Source organism: Saliphagus sp. GCM10025334, from assembly GCF_042663485.1.
GTDB lineage: Archaea > Halobacteriota > Halobacteria > Halobacteriales > Natrialbaceae > Natronosalvus.
In genome coordinates, this window is record NZ_JBHTAF010000002.1 from 734,811 (window position 1) to 752,252 (window position 17,442).

The following is a 17,442-nucleotide window of genomic DNA, read 5'->3' on the forward strand; positions in this document are numbered from 1 at the left end:
CAGACGGTCAGTATAGGCTGCTACCGAGAGCACACCCGTGGAGAGATATTCCCGACACTTGTTCTTCTTTAGAGTGGGTCCGAGCCGAACGAGACTGTCAGGAGAGAGGCACACGTCTCGAAGACAGAGCTACAGCATCGTTTCCTTTTGACACCGGTATTTATGCGTAGAGCGGTAAATGAGCTAACAAATGCGGCGAAGACAGTACGTACTTGGAGCGGTCTCGCTCCCGGCTGCTTGTACGGCGGGGTGTCTATCGCGTGTCTCAACACTAGACGACCGGTCTGACTTGACGCCTGGCGACGACCGAGACGTCGAGACGGTTGCCACAGCGACGTTCGACGAGGATATAACGCCACTTTGTACCGAAGGCGAATCCCTCGGTTCAAGCGTTGACGGGTGGTTCGCGGACGTCGTTACCGATCACGAATTTTTCCGAGACACCGAGAGCGGTCGATACGGTGTTCGTGGTCGAATTGAGTGGGAAACGGGGAATATTCCAAGGATTCGAGCGGAGTTTTCCGACGGTTCACGCGGATCGGATCGAGGTTTTGGCGTTGATGAGGACGAGACGTATTTGTTCACGGTGGTGAGTGCTGAGGGAGATCCTGACGCGATAGACGGGTACACACTCACCATTGATGGCGGTGGGGTCGAGGATATCGGGACCGTTCCAGAGGAGTACGCGACAATCGATGGGGACTGGGGCCAGATTGGAACGTACGATGACGCACCGGTGTATGGATACGTTGGGACAGTTTCCAACGATCACACGAAGGACGTCACGCTCTACCCATACCTGAAGGCGTACCTCGATGAGACGACAGTGGCCTACGCTGAACGAAGTACAGAATTTGGTATCGATCTATCTCCGGGAGACACACGAACGGTCTACTTCCCCTATCTACGGTGCGACCCCGCGAAAATTGACCACGTTGAAGGATGGCTCGAGTGGGGCACGATGAATAACCCGTAGCCAGTCACATCCGGAGAGACATAGACTGAGTATTGCTCAGATGTCCCCCTCAATATCGCTGGTTACTTCTCGTGGGGTTCAATCCGGACGCAACTCGACCGGATCGCCGGAGCCAAATCGCTCGAGTCCCCAGACAGAGTAGAGATGCACCTCGAGTTTCTCGGTGGGGCCCGCGAGATCGGTCGGAGCGCCCTCCTGGTGGACGATTCTCTGCTACTCGATTTCGGAATGGACTCGGGGAATCCGCCCGCGTTCCCGCTCCGGGAACCCGACCCGGACGCCGTCGTCGTCTCCCACGGCCACCTCGATCACGTCGGGACCCTTCCCGCGCTGCTGTCGGGCGACGCTCGCCCGCCGATCCATTGGACCCAGCCCAGCTCCGACCTCGCGATGGTGCTGGCTCGAGATACGCTGAAACTCCACGGCGGGAGCTACGACTGTCCGTTCACCGAGGCCGAACTCGCCCGCCTGACGCAGGTCTCGGAGACCCACGGCTACGAGGAATCGTTCGAGGCCGCAGGTTACGAGGTGACGTTCTTTGACGCCGGTCACGTCCCCGGGAGCGCCCACGTTCTGGTAGATGACGGGGATACCCGCCTGCTCTACACCGGCGACTTCCACACCGAAGACCAGCACCTCCTGGCGGGGACGACCGCCCGTCCCGACGCCGACGTCGTCGTCTGTGAGAGCACGTACGCCGACACGACCCGTCCCCCGCGGGCGGATATCGAGCGCGCATTCGTCGACAGTCTCAAAACGACGATCTGGGAAGGTGGCACGGTCGTCGTCCCCGCCTTCGGCATCGGCCGTACCCAGGAAGTGATGTGCATCTGCGCCGAACACGACCTCGAGTGTTACGTCGACGGGATGGGCACTCGCGTCGCCGACCTGTTCTTGCGCCCGCGAAATCGCGACTTCCTGCGAGACCCCGACGAACTGCGCCGGGCGAAAGGGAACGCCCGGTTCGTCGACGGCCGAGACGGCCAGCGAAAACGCATCGCCGACCAGAACACCGTCATCGTGACGACCAGCGGGATGCTCCACGGCGGCCCGGCGATGACCTACGTCCCCGCAATCCGAAGCCACCCGGCGAACAAGATCGCCATGACGGGCTACCAGGTCGAGGGCACGCCCGGCCGGGACCTCCTCGAGACCGGCAGCGCCGAAATCGACGGCCGGGTGATGCCCGTCAGCGCCCAGGTCGAGCAGTACGACTTCTCGGCCCACGCCGACCGGGCGGGGCTCGAGTCGTTCCTCAAGTCCTACCGCGATTCGCAGGTGCTCGTAAACCACGGGGATCGCTGTGAGTGGTTCGCCGAGGAACTCCGGGCCGACGGCTTCGACGCGTCCGCCCCCGAGCTGGGCGAGCGCGTAGTCCTCGAGTAGAAAGAGTGCGAACTGCTCGGTCGACGTCCAGAGATCACTCCTCGGACTCGTAGGGTTCGCCGACGGAGGAGGGAACCTGCGTCTTCCCCCAACCCGTGAGGACCACGATGACGACGACGTACGGCAGCAGCCCCAGCAGCTTCGAGGAGGCCTCGATGTTGAGCGTCTGGAACTGGCCTTGCAACATGTCGACGCCGCCGAAGAGGAGGGCCGCGGCGGCCGCTCCGAGCGGGTTGTAGTTGCCGAACAGGTAGGCGACGATGCCGAGCCAACCGCGACCGTCGACCATCGTCTGCCCGGTTCCGACGAACGACGAACTGTGTGCGAGAAGCACCGCGCCGCCGAGGCCGGCCAGTCCACCGGAGAAGATCACCGTCGCGTAGCGGACGCGATTGACGTCGATACCGGCGGTGTCGAGCGCCTCCGGATTCTCGCCCGCTGCCTGGATCCAGTAGCCGTACTGCGTGCGGTAGAGGAAGATCCACGCCCCGACCGCGACGAGGACGGTGAGCCAGACCAGCGGCGACTGGTCGAAGACGACCCGGCCGAGGAAGGGAATTTCGCTGAGTCCCGGGATCGTCAACCGCCCGACGCCGGGGAGGCGCGGACTGTTTCTGCTCCCCCAGATGACGGCCGCCGTGAACGGCACGAGACCGAGGCCGATGAACCAGACCCCCAGTCCGGCCACGATCTGATCCGCCTTGTACCGGATCAACAATACGGCGAAGAGCACGGCCAGACCCATCGTGAGCAGGACCGAAATAACGATCCCGACCCAGGCGTGGACGGCCCCGCCGGCGCCGACGAAGTACGTCGCGGCGGCGGCGAAGAAGGCGCCGAAGATCATGAACCCCTCGAGCCCGATGTTGAACACGCCACTTTTCTCCGCGTACAGCCCGCCAATCGCCGCGAGCGTGATGGGGGCGGCCATCTCCATCGACCGGGCGACGTAGCCCGGCGTCACGATGCTGGCGAGGGTCTCGAGGCCGTCGGACAGCACCTCGGCGAGCGGAACGTCGAAGACGACGGCCCCGAGGACCCCGAGGGCTGCCAGCACGACGAGCACGAGGCCGACGAGTCGGACGCCGCGGTGACGAGCGTACTCGAGGCCGCTCATCGCTCGTCACCACCGAGACCGGCTCGCTTGGCAGCCATTCGGAACAGCTCCGGCGCGGCCACGAAGACGATGACGATGCCGACGATGCCGTCGATCAGCTGGACGGGCACGTCGCTGTAGGTCTGGATGTACGAACTCGAGGAGTTGAGCCCGCCGAACAACAGCCCGGCCGGCACGACCCCGAGCGGATTGTTCGCGGCGAGCAGGCTGACGGCGATCGCGTCGTAGCCGTAGGTGTGGATGCTGGCCGGTTCGATGAACCGCCCCTGGAACATGATGACGTAGACCGCGCTCGCGAGCCCGGCGACGGCCCCGGAAAACGTCATCGTCGCGACGATCGTCCGTTTCGCATCGACGCCGGAGTACACCGCCGCCCCGGCCTGGTAGCCGCTGGTCACCATGTCGTACCCGATCCCCGTTCGCGTCATCGCGATAGCGACGACCGCGACGAGCGCGAGCGTCAGGACGAGGCCGATCACCGAGAACCCCGAATCGCCGAAGACGATCGGCGGGAGGCCGACGTGGTCCGGGAGCCGTTCGGTTTGCACGTTCGTCGATCCCTCCGCCCGGAGCGGGTTCGTGAGCAGCCAGCTGACGACGCCGATCGCGATGAAGTTCAGCATAATCGTCGTGATGATCTCGTTCGCGTCGGCGTATGCCTTCAACACGCCGGGAAGCGCTCCGTAGAGGCCGCCGCCGACGGCGGCGGCGACCGTGCCGACGAGCATCAGGCCGATTCCGCCGACGGCACCGGTTGGCAAGAACGGGGCCGTCCAGAGGATCGACACGGTGCAGAACAGGCCGCCGACGACGAACTGTCCCTGCACGCCGATGTTGAACACGCCGGCTCTGAACGCGATCGCCACGGCGACGCCCGTCAGGATGAAGAACGTCGAGAGTCGCAACGTCCGCGCCAGGATGCGCTCGCTGCCGAGCGCGCCGACGATCAGGTTGTTCAGGAACATGATCGGACTGTACCCGGCGGCGGCTACGATCAGCAGGCCGATGAAAATCGCCGTCGTGACCGACGCGAGGGCGATCCCGAGTCGTTCCAGGACCGTCGCCTGGAGGAGCCGACCAGCGACGCGGTCCGCCAGCGATCGAGTGCCGCTTTCGTCGGCCGAACTCATGGCTGGACCTCGCTGTCGGGCTCCGACAGCTCGTTCTGGTCGGCGAGGCGCTGGCCCGCCATCAGGAGGCCGAGTTCCTCCTCGGTGACCGCGGCCGGGTCGACGGTGTCGATGAACGACCCTTCGTACATGACCGCGGTTCGGTCCGAAAGTTTCTGGATTTCCTCGAGCTTCGACGAGACGAGAACGATCGCCAGTCCCTCGTCCCTGAGTTCGATCAGTCGGTTGTGAATGAATTCGATCGACCCGATGTCGACGCCGCGAGTCGGATGCGAGGCGATCAACAGCGATGGATTATGTCCGACCTCTCGGCCGACGATGAACTTCTGCTGGTTCCCGCCGGACAGCGACGCCGCCCTGGTGTCGGCGTCGGGCGGTTGCACGTCGAACTCCGCGATGATCTCCTCGGTGTGGTCACGGACGTGCGCCCAGTCGATAAATCCGTTTTTCGCGAACGGCTCGATGGTCTGATTGCCGAGCAGTCCGTTCCGGACCAGGTCGTAGTCCATCACCAGCCCCTCGGCGTGGCGGTCCTCGGGAATGTAGGCGATGCCCGCCTCGATGCGGTCGCGTCGCGACAGCGTGGTGATGTCGTCGCCGTCGAATCGGATCGCTCCCGAATCGGGCGTCCGGAGTCCGGTGAGGGCTTCGACGAGTTCGGTCTGGCCGTTTCCCTGCACGCCGGCGATGCCGAGGATCTCGCCCTCCCGGACCTGAAGGCCGACTCCGGAGACTTTCTCGAGCCCGCGGTCGCCCGTGACCCGTAACTCCTCGACCTCGAGGAGCGGTGATCCCGGGGTGGTCTCACGAGGTTCGCGATCGAACAGCACCTCGCGGCCGACCATCATCTGGGCCAGCTCCTGCTCGGAGGTGTCCGACGCGGGGACGGTGCCGACCGCCTTTCCGTCGCGGAGAACGGTGATGTCGTCGGCGATCGCCATGACTTCGTCGAGCTTGTGCGAGATGAAGATGAGCGAGCGACCGTCCGCTCTGAGGTCCTCCATGACGGCCATCAGCCCGTCGACTTCCTGTGGCGTGAGGACGGCCGTCGGTTCGTCGAGAATGAGGACGTCCGCCCCCCGGTAGAGGCTCTTGACGATTTCGACGCGCTGTCTCGTCCCGAGGTCGAGGTCCTGGATCGGGGTGTCGAGGTGGTCGGCGACCTCGAACCCGTAGCGGTCGCTGATAGCTTCGATCGACTCTCGTGCGGCCTCCTCGTCGACGAATCCGTTCTCGACGGGTTCGTGGCCGAGGATGACGTTCTGGAGGACGGTCATCGGCTCGACGAGCTGAAAGTGCTGGTGGATCATGCCGATTCCCGCGTCCATGGCGTCGCGGGGGGTGTCGATCGTCCGTTGCTCGCCGTCGATAACGATCGTCCCCTCGTCCTGATCGTAGAGTCCGTAGAGGACGCTCATCAGCGTCGTCTTCCCGGAGCCGTTTTCGCCGAGGAGGGCGTGAATCGAGCCGGCCTCAAGCGTGAAGTCGACGCGGTCGTTGGCGACGACGTCGCCAAACCGTTTCGTGATCCCCTCGAGTCGGACGGCCGGTGGTGGGTTGTGCGAAGTCATGAAGTGGTCAAAGAGATGAGAACGGAACGCCTGAGTGCACGGTCGTCCCGTCGACTAGCATCCAGTCGGTCCGCATTCGAAGTCGATCTCGCCGTCGATAATGGCCTGCTTGGCGTCTTCAATGTTCTGATTGAGGGAGTCGGGCAAGCTGTCTTCGAACGCCTGCCCGGTCACCCAGTCGATCTGTCCGCCTTCGGTCGAGAGGTTCTGTTCGCCCTGAACGCTCTCCCAGTCGTCGTTGACGACGGCTTCTGCGACCGTGTAGGTGGCCTCGTTGAGGGCCTTGATGGCCGAGCCGAGAATCACGTCCTGGTAGCTGTCGAACGAGACCGACTGGTCGCTGTCGACGCCGAGCGCGAATCGACCGTTATCCTCGGCGGCCTGGAACGCCCCTTCACCGGCGGCCGAGGCCGCGTGCCAGACGATGTCGGCCCCGCTCTCGATCTGTGAGACGGCCTGGTCGTTGACTCCCGAGGGGTCGTTGAAGCTGCCGCCGTAACCAGTGAGCACCTCGATGCTGTCGTCGACCCAGTGGACGCCCTGTTCGTACGAGACCTGGAACGCCTCGATCAACGGGATTTCCTCGCCACCGACGAAGCCGACGGTGTTCTCGTCGGGATTGGTCGAACTCCCCTCGTGTTCGATCTCCTCCTGGGTCAGCGTCCCGGCGCCGACACCGGCGAGGAACGACATCTCGTTGTTCATCTCGATCCACCCCGAGACGTTCTCCGCCTCGACGACGTTGTTGATGAGCATCCAGTTCACGTCCGGGTACTCCTGGGCATTCTCCTGGAGCGGCTCGGTGTGCTGGTCGGCGACCAGGACGATCAGATCCGGCTCGGATTCGGCGGCGTCAGCCTGGCGCTGGCCGTACTCGCCCTGGTTGGTCTCTTCGATCTGGTTAATGTCGATGTCCCACTCGTCGGCTGCTTGCTCCAGTCCCTCGAGCGCATTATCGTTGAACGCCTGGTCGTCGAATCCCGCCGGGCTCGAGATGATGGTCATCTGGTACTCGGCGTCGCTTCCGCCGTTCCCGCCGATACACCCGGCGAGGGCCATCCCACCGACGACTGCCCCCGATCGAAGGACAGAACGCCGATCGACCGGTACGGTTGTATTGCGCGACTCTCCAGACCCATCACGTCCACCAGTTCTGGAAAACATGTCACTACCAGATATGGGACTCCTACTATAAAATCATTTAGACCCAACAGGTCACTCTTGCCGTTAAAAGAGCCGTATAGGGCAGAATTCAGATTGTATTTTATATTCTGTATTCTTATTTATCGAAGTACTATAATATATGTTAGAGTGACTGATCGACACGTACAGTTGTGGTTGTGTCGGCAAATACAGACTAGAGATCAGTACCTTCAGCGGACCGAACGATCGTCGCGTAAGTTCCGCTAGTCCCTCCAAGCGTCGACTGACACGTGAAACCGGACGAACGCCATCGATTTCACCCACCAATTCAGACTTGGAATGCCACTGGTGGCTTGATAGGGATCGATGTGGTGGCTTTCCTGATGACTACGCGCACACGACCCCACCGTTCGCCGAGACATGCACGCCGACCCTCGAGTCTCGACGAGCAACACGGTGATCGCTGATGGGACGCATCCTCGTCGCCTACGGCTCGACTGAAGGGCAGACGGCCGCCATCGCCGACCGGATCGGCGACGTACTCGCCGACGCCGGCCACGACCCGCTCGTAATCAGCACGAAACACCCGCCGCCCGAACTCTCGCTGTCGCGCTACGACGGAGTCGTCGTTGCCGCGTCGGTCCACATGGGCAACCACCAGCCAGACGCCGTGTCGTTCGTCCGCGAGAATCTGGACGCACTCGAGCGCGTCCCCTCGGCGTTCGTCTCGGTGAGCCTGACAGCAGCGACCGACAGCGAGGACCCCGACCGAACCACGAACGAGTACGTCGACGACGTCCTCCAGGAGACCGGGTGGTCGCCGACGCGAACCCACCTCGTCGCCGGTGCGCTGAAATACCGCGAGTACGGACTGCTCACGCGCTTCATCGTGCGCCGCATCGCCGGCAAGGAGGGGCTGGCGACCGACACCAGTCGAGATCACGAGTACACTGACTGGGACGACATCGAGGCGTTCGTGTGCGAGTTCGCGACGCTTGTAGACGATCATAGCTCGAACGCCTCGTAACTATTCATAACCGGACTGAGTATCCGGAAGAACGGTGAAGACGTGAGTTGGAGGCGGAACTAGGAAGACGTGTTTGAGCGGTCGATGGGAACTCGAGATAGCGGTCAGTCACTGATAGTCGTCACTAGCGGGGAGAAGATGAGTAGGGAGTGGTTCGAAAACGTGGCGGAGATCGCCCGCTCAAATATTCATAATCGGTTTCCATCTTGCGGTTTTCAAGTTGGTAGCCACTCGAAAGTGAAGCGAGACGAAGAGTGACTCGAATTGGGATCTCGAAACTGGGTTCGGCGGTGTCGAGCCTTTTCTGCGGAGATCACGTTCACCTACTCGAGTCGAACGGGTGGGCTCTCAGCGGGCTGTCTGAAAGTTCATAATCGGTTCTCTGCTATCGTTTTGAGGGTGGAACCAGCACTGTAATAGCCAGGAAGGCCGAGACGGCCTTTGAGAGAGAAAACGCGTACTAGAGGAGTTCTCGTGGCGGTTATTCCTGTCTGGCTGCTCGAGGCTTGGCTCTACGCAGCGAGTGCCGGCCACGAGACGGCTGCGCTCACCGCTCACTCTGTGTACCCGCCTCGAGAAAGGTAGATGCGCCCCAAACTGCCCGAGAGGCCCCATATTCGGAAATTGGAGTGTGGGCCACGTTCTTGAAGGAGCACTTTCCTATGTACGCTCCCATCGGCGATCTTCATAATTGGCTTTGGGTCAGGATCGTAACGACTCTTCCGGACGAATTCCCCAATTATGAGTGAATTGAAGCGCGATAAGTCCAACCTCGCAAGCGCTGAGGTCCGGCTGAGACGTCAGCCGCGATTATGGCGGCAACTGTACCGATGCCGACAGCGATTGCGAACCCAGCGGCGCAAATGGCAGGGGTGGGCTGCACCGGGCCGCCGAACCTGAGGAGGACACCGGTTAACCAATTCAGGACGGAGACCGCTGGCAGCGCTACTACAAACCCAAGGAAGCCGCCGACCAACCACAACGCCCTGACCAGCGACCGCGATAAGTAGCAGCGACGAGGGGAGTCCAACAGCCAACCCAGTGACGACGCTCTGGTGCCCCGAAAACATTTTTCCGGCCGTCCGATGTCGAGCGCGTATGGATCCCGACGACAAGAACGCGGACGACGCGAAGGCGACCGACCTCGAGCTCAGCGACGCCGAAAAGGACGCCCTCCACGACCTCCAGCTCGCGGTCGAACACCTCCACCGGGGCTACGGCGCGCTGCTCGAGTGTCACCACGAAGTCGGCCACGCGATGGATCAGATCGCCGACGCCGAGGACCGCCTCCGGGAGGCGGGCCACGAGACCCGGGCGAACGACCTCAGGGACGAGTACCTGCCCGCTGGCTCGGTCGGTGACCGGTGGACCTACGAGTTGATCGAGGAGTTCTCCAACGGGTTCCTGCGGGAGCTGACCGACTTCGAGGCGACCGTCCGGGACGAACTCGCCGACGGCCAGGGACACGTCACCGAGCGCGAACAGCAGCGGCGGTGGCGCGAACGAGCCGAGGGATGGGAGTCGGAGTAACTCGAGAAGCGAGTCGAGACCGCGAAGGTCGAGCGACCTCGATCGAGCCGAGGCTGTTCGAAGCGACGAAAGAGAGAAGATGTCGGCGACAGCGACTGCAGGCAGTTCCTCAGTCGTCAGCGGGCGCCGCCCCGGAACCGCCCTCGGCCTGAGCCTTCGTCCAGGCGAGTTTGCCGCCGGCAGCGAGGATGTCGCGCTCGCGCTCGGAGGCGTCCAGTGTGGCGGTGAACTCCTCCTCGCCGTTGACGCGGACGGTGAACTCCTCGGCGCCGCTCGAGACGGCTTCCTCGACGTCGTCGACGATCTCGATATCGTCGCCCTGGTCGATGGCGTCGTAGGTCTCCTCGTCGATGGTCAGCGGGAGCAGGCCGAAGTTGAAGAGGTTCGCGCGGTGGATCCGGGCGAAGCTCTGGGCCAGCACGCCGTCGACGCCCAGATACATCGGGCACAGAGCAGCGTGCTCACGTGAGGAGCCCTGGCCGTAGTTCTCGCCGGCGACGAGGAAGCCGCCGTCGGACTCGAGCGCACGCTGGGCGAAGGTGTCGTCAACGCGGCTGAGCGTAAATTCGGAGAGTTTGGGGACGTTCGACCGGTACATCAGGATGTCCTGGGTCGCGGGGATGATGTGGTCGGTGGTGATGTTGTCCTCCATCTTCAGCAGCGCCGGACCCTCGAGTTCGGCCTCGAGGGGGTCCTTGAGGGGGACGTCGCCGATGTTGGGTCCCTTGATGAGTTCGTCGTCGACGGCCTCGTCGGGGCTGATGAGGTCGGCTTTCGAGGCGTTGTACTCCTCGGCAAGTTCGAAGCCGGGATCCTCCAGGTCGCCGAGTTCCTCGGCCAGGTCGCGCGGATCGATGATTTCGCCTTTGAGCGCCGCGGCGGCGGCGACCTCCGGGGAACAGAGGTAGACGTTGTCGTCTTCGATGCCCGAGCGGCCCTCGAAGTTACGGTTGAACGTCCGCAGGCTCACGGAGTCAGAGGCGGGCACGTGACCGATGCCGATACACGCACCACAGGTCGCCTCCGAGAAGTTGACGCCGGCGGCCATCATCTCGGCGACCCAGCCCTGGCGGGCGAGCAGTTCCGAAGCCTGCTTCGAACCGGGGGCGACGATCATCTCGGTCGTCTTGTTCACTTCGCGGCCCTCGAGCATCTTCGCTGCGGGGAGGATGTCCTCGAAGGCGCCGTTGGTACAGGAGCCGACGATGACCTGATCGACGTCCGTTCCCGCGACCTCGCTGACGGGCACGACCTTGTCGGGCATCGACGGTTCGGCGATCAGCGGTTCGAGATCCGAGAGGTCGACGACGATTTCGTCGTCGTACTCGGCATCGTCGTCGGGCTGGAGTTCGACGTACTCGTCGCCGCGACCGACGCGCTCGAGGTAGTCTTTCGTCTGCTCGTCGGTCGCGAAGATCGAGCTCGTCGCGCCGAGTTCCGTCCCCATGTTGGTGATCGTCATCCGCTCTGGAGCACTGAGGCTCTCGGCGCCGGGGCCGGTGTATTCGAGGATCTTGCCGACGCCGCCCTTGACGGTGAGGCGACGGAGCATCTCGAGGATGACGTCTTTGGCGGTGGCCCACTCGGGGAGTTCGCCCTCGAGGCGGACGTTGACGACCTCGGGCATCTCGATGTAGTAGGGGGCGCCGCCCATCGCGACGGTGATGTCGATCCCGCCGGCGCCGATGGCGAGTTCGCCCAGCCCACCCGGCGTCGGGGTGTGGCTGTCGGATCCGAGCAGGGTTTTGCCGGGAGCGGCGAAGTTCTCGCGGTGGACGTTGTGGCAGATACCGTTGCCGGGGCGAGAGAAGTGGGCCCCGTAGGTGCCGGCTGCAGAACGCAGGAAGCGGTGGTCGTCGGTGTTTTTGAAGTCGAACTGGTAGGTCTGATGGTCACAGTACTGGGCGGCCAGTTCGGTCTGGACCTCGTCCAGTCCCATCGCCTCGAACTGGAGCCAGACCATCGTGCCGGTCGTGTCCTGTGTCAGCACCTGGTCGATCTCGATCCCGATCTCTTCGCCGGTCTCGAGTTCGCCCTCGACGAGGTGATCGTCGAGAATTTTCTCGGTGAGCGTCTGTCCCATAGCATCCCAAACTGGGCTATCCTGCCTGATAAATCCAGCGTGTTTCCGAGTGGGTGAGCGTCCAAAACGTGGTTGTAAAACGGTTTATTCTGCAATAATTGCTCCCACAGGTATGCGTTCGAGACAGTAACGAGAAACTGGCACTCGAGTTCGTGTGCATATTCTTCCAGATGCGTCTCCGACGTCGTCGAGTTGGATGGCAATAATTTCCGGAATCTACGACGGGAATCAGTACCTATACAACCGCGGATAAATCAGCTACCAACATGAACGGCGATCGAGTTGGCAGCGTGCTCGAGGGAACGGTCGATCGCTGGACCGAACTCGATACCGACTGGCAGGGCGTGGTCGTCGGCCTGGCGATCGTCGCTCTCATCGGCGGTTTCGGCGTAGACGTTGCATGGTAGCGGCCGTCGCCAGAACGCTGCCCGGCCTGCTCGTGCTCTGTCTCGGAGCGGTACTCGCTCGCGGCCTCTCGACGCTCGCGGGACCGAACGAGTTGCTCCTGGCGATCGCTCTCGGGGTCGTGCTGGCAAACGGAGTCGGTGTTCCCGAACGACTTCGTATAGGACTGGCGACGCACAAGATCTGGCTCGCCGCGGGAATCGTCCTACTCGGCGCGTCGGTGACCCTCGAGTCGATCCTCGAGACGGGGGCGACGGTCCTCCTGTTGCTGGTCGCGACGGTGACGCTCACCCTCCTCACCGTCGAGGCGGTCGCTCGAACCGTCGGCGGACTCCCGGAGCGCTTTGGCTCGTTGCTCGCGGCGGGTGCCGGAATCTGTGGCGTCTCCGCCGTCGTCGCCGTCGGCGGCGGAATTCGTGCTCGAGAGACCCAGATCGCCTACGCGGCGGGCACCGTGTTGCTGGTCGACGCGATCACGCTCGTCGTCTACCCGATCGTCGGCTCCGTGCTCGAACTCTCCGGACAGGTCTTCGGCGTCTGGGCCGGTGTCAGCATGCTCTCGACCGGTCCGGTGGTCGCCGTCGGATTCGCCCACTCGGAGACCGCCGGGCAATGGGCGACGATGACGAAACTCGCCCGCAATGCCCTCATCGGCGTCGTCGCGGTCGGCTACGCGAGCTACTACGCTCGCCGGGGCTCCGGTGAATCGACGTCCCTGCGGCTGCTGTGGTCGAACGTCCCGAAGTTCGTGCTGGGATTTCTCGCGCTCGTCGCGCTCTCGAGCGCGGGCGTCTTTTCGCCGGCCCAGCAGGAGTCGCTCGCGAACGCGGTCGACTGGCTGTTCCTGCTCGCGTTCGTCGGCCTCGGAACGGAGATCCGGGTGGCGGACCTCAGGCGAGCTGGCATCGCTCCCGCGCTCGTTGTGGTCGCCGCGGTGGCCATCGTGAGCGTGCTGTCGCTCGCGGTTGCACTCGTCGTGCTGTGACGCCTGTCAGCGAGCGCTCGAGCTAGATGTTCAGGACGACGAGGACGAACTGGCACGCTACGATCGCGCCGAGGATCGCCAGTACGCAGGCGTCGTAGACGAGTCGGAACTCGTCGAACTCGTCGATCGCTCCCCGGCGCACCAGCCAGGTTCGGAGCCACCAGGCGCCGACGTACAGCCCGGCCAGCGCCAGGGGAAACGCGACCAGGACGGCCAGCGTCGGCGCGTGTTCGGGTCCGTAGTAGGTGCCGATCGTCCACCGAATTCGGACGGTGCCTGCGAGGCGTCCGTACGAGACGGCGCTCAACGCGACGCTCGCGAGGACGATCACGAGACCACCGAGTGAGAGCGGCCGCGCGCGTTCGAGGTTCGAGCCGTCCGATCGGTCAGGGGTAGTCGTGACCATGACGTCTCTCGAGACGACCAGGACCAGTATAACGGCTCGAGCACGGCTTCAGACCCTGTAGTCGTGGGAAGTTCTATACGGGTGTGGGGTCGAAATGAGGCCATCGTGAGTGAGGATGCGGACGCCGACGCCGAGGATGACGCGGACGTCGAGCGACTCGCGACCGTGCTCGAGGATCCGACAACGCGGACCATCCTCACCGAGACGAGCCAGGAACCACTGTCGGCGAGAACCCTGAGCGAACGGTGTGGAGTCTCTGAACCCACGATCTACCGTCGCCTCGAGGACCTTCGCGAGTGCGACCTGCTCGTCGAGCGGACGAAACCGGACCCCGAACGCGGCCACCACCGAACCATGTACGCGACGAACTTCGAACGACTCACGGTCGAACTGCGCGACGGACACCTCGAGTTGCGGGTCGACCGCCGCGAGGACCCCGCGGACCGATTCACGCGGCTGATCGAGGGGATGTGAGATGGCGTTCCAGCCGCTCCAGTTGTGGGATCCGGCGATGCCGCCGGACTGGGTGATCGCGTTCCAGCAGGTGACGCAGATCGTGAGCGTGCTCATCGGCGTGTTCATCGCCTACCAGGCCTACCGCGGCTACCGACGCAACGACAGTCGACCGATGCTGTTTCTCGCGCTCGGGTTCGTCCTCGTGCTCGCCGTGCCGTTCAGTCTCTTCGTCCTGTACGCCGCGGTTCCGGGAATCCCCCAATCCGCCGTCGTCGTCGCCTCACAGTCGAGCCAGGTGACGGGTCTGCTGGCAATCCTCTACGCTCTCTGGATGCCGACCGGAGGAAGAGGGTAAGGTTGAACTCGAGGCCGCCTACTGAGACCGCCGCCCGAGAACGAGCCCTATGGCGACGGCGACGATCGCCGCGCCGACGCCGAATCCCGGTACGGACTCCGCCCCCTCCGAAAACCGAGACTCGATCCCGGACTCGACGGTCACCGTCACCCGCTTGTCGCCAGCCCCAATCTCGTGGCGCCCGCGATCCTCGAACGACAGCGTCGTCTCGACGGTCGTCGACTCGCCCGGTCCGAGGGTGACGGTCTCCTCGGCGACCACGCCGTCGACGGTGCGGATCTCGACAGTCGTTCGCCCGACTCGAGACTGCTCGTTTTCGACCGTTGCCGTCACCGTGATCTCCTCCCCGCGTTCGACCCGGTCGGGGCTGGCCTCGAGAGCCGTCACGGTGAGGTCGGCGGGATCGACGACGTCCACGACGAACGGGTCGTCGCCGACGTGGAGCGCGTACCGACCGGCCGACTCGGGCGTCCACGATAGGCGTTCGACGGTCGCCTCGCCGGGCTCGAGGCGGCCGGTCGCTTCGGACGCGATGGCGTCGTCGACCAGGACGGTCGCCCGGTAGGGCCCATCCCGATCGCCGCGATTGTCGACTGTGACCGGGAACGTGACCGTCTCGCCCACGACGAGCGTCCGGGGGACGCCGTCGGCGGTCGTCTCGCGGAGCCCCGAAATCTCGACTGCCTCGCCGTCAGCGAGTCCGTACGCCATCACCGGCGTCGGCTGGTCGAACGCGTCGGCATGCTCGAACCGGTTCCAGGTGTCGGGGGCCGACGCCGTCCGTGTGTAGGTTTCGGCGAACTCGCGAACGTCGCTCCCGCCGCGGTGCTCGAGGTCCGCGAGCCAGTCCTCGAACGTGGCCGTCTCGCGCTGGTTCTGTGCCCGGAAGACGTCTTCCATGGTCGACTCGCCGTCGCTCTCGAGGCGCAACTGGCGGTCGATTGCGCCGTAGACCAGCGGTCCCTTGACGTAGTCGGTGAGCGGGTCCTGCCAGGTGCCGGGGTCCGTGAGAACGCCCTCGGCGTAGGGCGAGTCCCGGCCCTCACCGAGCGAGCGTCGGAACGTCAGGTAGTCGAGGTCGCCGCGCTCGTAGGTGAGCAGGCTGGCGTAGTACTCCGCCTGGGCCTCGACGAGCCAGCCGCTGGCCCGGTCCAGGTTCGAACGGGCGAACCGCTGGCGGGTGTGGACGTACTCGTGGAGCCAGACGCTGCCCGCCACGTCGAGGCGGGCGTCGTCGCGCACCCAGGCGTCCCGCTCGCCGTACTGGATGCCGTTAGCGCCCCACTCGACCGAGCCCGTGGGGGCGGCGACGATCATCACCTCGCTGTGGCGGTTTCCGACGCCGAGGCGCTCGCTGGCGTGAGCGAGCGCCTCGAGCACGTCACCGGGCGATTCCTCGAGGTCGGCGGCCTCGGGCACGACGAGGCGGATAGTCTCGCTTCCGTCGGTCGTCTCGTAGACCTCGTTGGCCCCGAAGAACGCGACGTGTTTCCCGGCGACCCCCTCGCCGTCGACGGCGACCTCGCGGTGGACGTCGACCGACGAGCGCTCGCGCCAGGCCAACTGGAGCTGGGGCGTCGCGACGATGCCCCACTCGCCCGTTTCGACGAACGTGTAGCCGCTCCCATCGTGGCCGTGGCGTCCGACGTCCGTCCGGTTCGCCGGGAGCCTGAGCGTGAGTTGGGGCGAGCGGCCCTCGTGGTCGCTCTCGGCCCACCGATAGGCGCCGTCGTCGGTCTCCTCGAACTCGCTCGTCTCGAGGACGGTCGCCTCGGATCCGGGCGTCACCGTAAGTCGAGTCACCGGTTCCGGCACGTCGTAGGTGACGACCGCCTCGAACTCGCCGGGGCGGTCGGGTCGCTGGTGGAGGACGACGGATTCGCGAATCAGGTCGGGTTCGGCACTCGCGGTCGGGATGGCGTTCGCGTTCGCACTCGAACCGACGGTTCCCGTCGCGCCCGCTGCGAGCGAACCCGACGAAACGGCAGCCGGTCCGCTATCTGGTGCCTCGAGTCCCGTGCCGACCGGATTCGCGTCGTGGGTCTCGAGCGACGGGGACGGCGAAGCAGGCGCAGAGCTGGCGACGAATGCACCCGCACCGACGCTCGCGGGAACGCTTCCGAGGACGATTACGATCAGGAGGGCAGCGACGAACCGGCGTGTCACACGTCTTCTTCTCTCCCGCGCGAGCAAGACTGTTCTGGCTTCCTGACGTTCAGTCGATATACGTTCTGCACCCTGACGGTCCGTCGATGAAAGCCGGGCCGTTTTCGTTCCCGGGAACGTAGCCAGCGCCGTGTACGAGCGACCAGTCGCCGTCCGAACGGATAGCGAGTCGGAGGGGCCTCCGTGACCGATCGCCGCGTCCGACAAGCGACGCCAGGCGACGCCCTGGCCGTCCGTCGACTCGTCGACGGCGCGTTGCTCGAGATCGGTGACGTCGAGTCCCGAATCGACGACGGTGACGTCCTGGTCGCGACGGAATCGCGATCGGTGGGTACCGGCGAGACGCGACGAGTCCTTGGCGCGATCGTCCTCGAGACACCGACTCGAGGCGAAACGGTGGGGGCACACGTCGTGGCAATCGCCGTCCATCGGCGCCACCGCGGACGTGGGATCGGAACCGACCTGCTCGAGGCGGCGCTCGAGCGAACGGGGGCGCTGACGGCGAACTTCGACGCGGACGTGCGGCCGTTTTACGAGTCTCTCGGGTTCGACATCGAATCGATTGCAGAGGGGCGGTATCGTGGAGTGCAACGACTCGAGTCGTGGACGGAGCGCCAGGGCGGCGAACGCGATTAGTCGTGAGAAGCTGACGCTGCGAGTGCCATCATCGAGCCCGCTCTCAGCGACTGAGAGACGCCAGCACCCC

General features: G+C 64.4%; 16 protein-coding genes. 9 read left to right on the forward strand and 7 right to left on the reverse strand.

Features of this window, described 5'->3' with window-relative positions:
- Window positions 1-289: 289 nt before the first annotated feature.
- Together ACFQO4_RS11910 and ACFQO4_RS11915 are read left to right on the forward strand one after the other, a co-directional pair.
- On the forward strand, window positions 290-976 hold the full coding sequence (locus tag ACFQO4_RS11910) for a hypothetical protein (RefSeq protein ID WP_500261116.1): 687 nt from the start codon (window positions 290-292) through the stop codon (window positions 974-976).
- Window positions 977-1,120: 144 nt separating this feature from the next.
- Complete coding sequence (locus ACFQO4_RS11915; RefSeq protein WP_500261117.1) at window positions 1,121-2,362, forward strand: MBL fold metallo-hydrolase; 1,242 nt, start codon at window positions 1,121-1,123, stop codon at window positions 2,360-2,362.
- 34 nt (window positions 2,363-2,396) lie between these two features.
- Here ACFQO4_RS11915 and ACFQO4_RS11920 read toward each other — a convergent pair whose 3' ends face one another.
- Genes ACFQO4_RS11920 through ACFQO4_RS11935 form a run of 4 tightly spaced genes read right to left on the reverse strand, consistent with a single transcriptional unit; the run spans window position 2,397 to window position 7,344 of the window.
- Window positions 2,397-3,479, reverse strand: coding sequence for an ABC transporter permease (locus ACFQO4_RS11920; RefSeq protein WP_500261118.1), 1,083 nt, complete (start codon window positions 3,477-3,479; stop codon window positions 2,397-2,399).
- Window positions 3,476-4,609, reverse strand: coding sequence for an ABC transporter permease (locus ACFQO4_RS11925; protein ID WP_500261119.1), 1,134 nt, complete (start codon window positions 4,607-4,609; stop codon window positions 3,476-3,478). Before ACFQO4_RS11925 ends, ACFQO4_RS11920 begins: the two co-directional genes overlap by 4 nt.
- Entirely contained in the window at window positions 4,606-6,180 is a 1,575-nt protein-coding gene (locus ACFQO4_RS11930) for an ABC transporter ATP-binding protein (protein ID WP_500261120.1), read from the reverse strand. Before ACFQO4_RS11930 ends, ACFQO4_RS11925 begins: the two co-directional genes overlap by 4 nt.
- 54 nt (window positions 6,181-6,234) lie before the next feature.
- Window positions 6,235-7,344, reverse strand: a complete 1,110-nt coding sequence (locus tag ACFQO4_RS11935) for a BMP family lipoprotein (protein WP_500261121.1) — start codon at window positions 7,342-7,344, stop codon at window positions 6,235-6,237.
- Between the two features lie 445 nt (window positions 7,345-7,789).
- Between ACFQO4_RS11935 and ACFQO4_RS11940 the strand changes: the two genes are divergently transcribed.
- Window positions 7,790-8,350: a flavodoxin domain-containing protein gene (locus ACFQO4_RS11940; RefSeq protein WP_500261122.1), complete on the forward strand. Its 561-nt coding sequence runs from the start codon at window positions 7,790-7,792 to the stop codon at window positions 8,348-8,350.
- Between the two features lie 1,098 nt (window positions 8,351-9,448).
- Window positions 9,449-9,880 (forward strand): hypothetical protein, encoded by a 432-nt coding sequence (locus tag ACFQO4_RS11945; protein WP_500261123.1) that lies wholly within the window; start codon window positions 9,449-9,451, stop codon window positions 9,878-9,880.
- Window positions 9,881-9,989: 109 nt separating this feature from the next.
- On the opposite strand, the gene ACFQO4_RS11950 is transcribed toward ACFQO4_RS11945, so the two are convergent.
- Window positions 9,990-11,963 (reverse strand): aconitate hydratase, encoded by a 1,974-nt coding sequence (locus ACFQO4_RS11950; protein ID WP_500261124.1) that lies wholly within the window; start codon window positions 11,961-11,963, stop codon window positions 9,990-9,992.
- 266 nt (window positions 11,964-12,229) lie between these two features.
- Between ACFQO4_RS11950 and ACFQO4_RS11955 the strand changes: the two genes are divergently transcribed.
- Together ACFQO4_RS11955 and ACFQO4_RS11960 are read left to right on the forward strand one after the other, a co-directional pair.
- Entirely contained in the window at window positions 12,230-12,370 is a 141-nt protein-coding gene (locus tag ACFQO4_RS11955) for a hypothetical protein (RefSeq protein ID WP_500261125.1), read from the forward strand.
- Entirely contained in the window at window positions 12,364-13,353 is a 990-nt protein-coding gene (locus tag ACFQO4_RS11960; protein ID WP_500261126.1) for a YeiH family protein, read from the forward strand. The genes ACFQO4_RS11955 and ACFQO4_RS11960 overlap by 7 nt, the downstream gene beginning before the upstream one ends.
- Before the next feature lie 22 nt (window positions 13,354-13,375).
- On the opposite strand, the gene ACFQO4_RS11965 is transcribed toward ACFQO4_RS11960, so the two are convergent.
- Window positions 13,376-13,759: a hypothetical protein gene (locus ACFQO4_RS11965; protein WP_500261127.1), complete on the reverse strand. Its 384-nt coding sequence runs from the start codon at window positions 13,757-13,759 to the stop codon at window positions 13,376-13,378.
- A gap of 105 nt (window positions 13,760-13,864) precedes the next feature.
- On the opposite strand from ACFQO4_RS11965, the gene ACFQO4_RS11970 reads away from it, so the two are divergent.
- Complete coding sequence (locus ACFQO4_RS11970) at window positions 13,865-14,233, forward strand: helix-turn-helix domain-containing protein (RefSeq protein WP_500261128.1); 369 nt, start codon at window positions 13,865-13,867, stop codon at window positions 14,231-14,233.
- 1 nt (window position 14,234) lies between these two features.
- Complete coding sequence (locus ACFQO4_RS11975; protein WP_500261129.1) at window positions 14,235-14,570, forward strand: DUF7521 family protein; 336 nt, start codon at window positions 14,235-14,237, stop codon at window positions 14,568-14,570.
- A gap of 18 nt (window positions 14,571-14,588) precedes the next feature.
- On the opposite strand, the gene ACFQO4_RS11980 is transcribed toward ACFQO4_RS11975, so the two are convergent.
- Window positions 14,589-16,736 (reverse strand): CARDB domain-containing protein, encoded by a 2,148-nt coding sequence (locus ACFQO4_RS11980; protein WP_500261130.1) that lies wholly within the window; start codon window positions 16,734-16,736, stop codon window positions 14,589-14,591.
- 183 nt (window positions 16,737-16,919) lie between these two features.
- Between ACFQO4_RS11980 and ACFQO4_RS11985 the strand changes: the two genes are divergently transcribed.
- Window positions 16,920-17,372 carry a GNAT family N-acetyltransferase gene (locus tag ACFQO4_RS11985; protein WP_500261131.1) on the forward strand — a complete coding sequence of 151 codons (453 nt, stop codon included), beginning with the start codon at window positions 16,920-16,922 and terminating at the stop codon, window positions 17,370-17,372.
- Window positions 17,373-17,442: the final 70 nt, after the last annotated feature.

Bases quoted from the DNA above. Each gene is read 5' to 3' on its own strand.
- ACFQO4_RS11915 (WP_500261117.1), top strand. From the start codon at position 1,121: ATGCACCTCGAGTTTCTCGGTGGGGCCCGCGAGATCGGTCGGAGCGCC.
- ACFQO4_RS11920 (WP_500261118.1), bottom strand. From the start codon at position 3,479: ATGAGCGGCCTCGAGTACGCTCGTCACCGCGGCGTCCGACTCGTCGGC.
- ACFQO4_RS11925 (WP_500261119.1), bottom strand. From the start codon at position 4,609: ATGAGTTCGGCCGACGAAAGCGGCACTCGATCGCTGGCGGACCGCGTC.
- ACFQO4_RS11930 (WP_500261120.1), bottom strand. From the start codon at position 6,180: ATGACTTCGCACAACCCACCACCGGCCGTCCGACTCGAGGGGATCACG.
- ACFQO4_RS11935 (WP_500261121.1), bottom strand. From the start codon at position 7,344: ATGTTTTCCAGAACTGGTGGACGTGATGGGTCTGGAGAGTCGCGCAAT.
- ACFQO4_RS11940 (WP_500261122.1), top strand. From the start codon at position 7,790: ATGGGACGCATCCTCGTCGCCTACGGCTCGACTGAAGGGCAGACGGCC.
- ACFQO4_RS11945 (WP_500261123.1), top strand. From the start codon at position 9,449: ATGGATCCCGACGACAAGAACGCGGACGACGCGAAGGCGACCGACCTC.
- ACFQO4_RS11950 (WP_500261124.1), bottom strand. From the start codon at position 11,963: ATGGGACAGACGCTCACCGAGAAAATTCTCGACGATCACCTCGTCGAG.
- ACFQO4_RS11955 (WP_500261125.1), top strand. From the start codon at position 12,230: ATGAACGGCGATCGAGTTGGCAGCGTGCTCGAGGGAACGGTCGATCGC.
- ACFQO4_RS11960 (WP_500261126.1), top strand. From the start codon at position 12,364: ATGGTAGCGGCCGTCGCCAGAACGCTGCCCGGCCTGCTCGTGCTCTGT.
- ACFQO4_RS11965 (WP_500261127.1), bottom strand. From the start codon at position 13,759: ATGGTCACGACTACCCCTGACCGATCGGACGGCTCGAACCTCGAACGC.
- ACFQO4_RS11975 (WP_500261129.1), top strand. From the start codon at position 14,235: ATGGCGTTCCAGCCGCTCCAGTTGTGGGATCCGGCGATGCCGCCGGAC.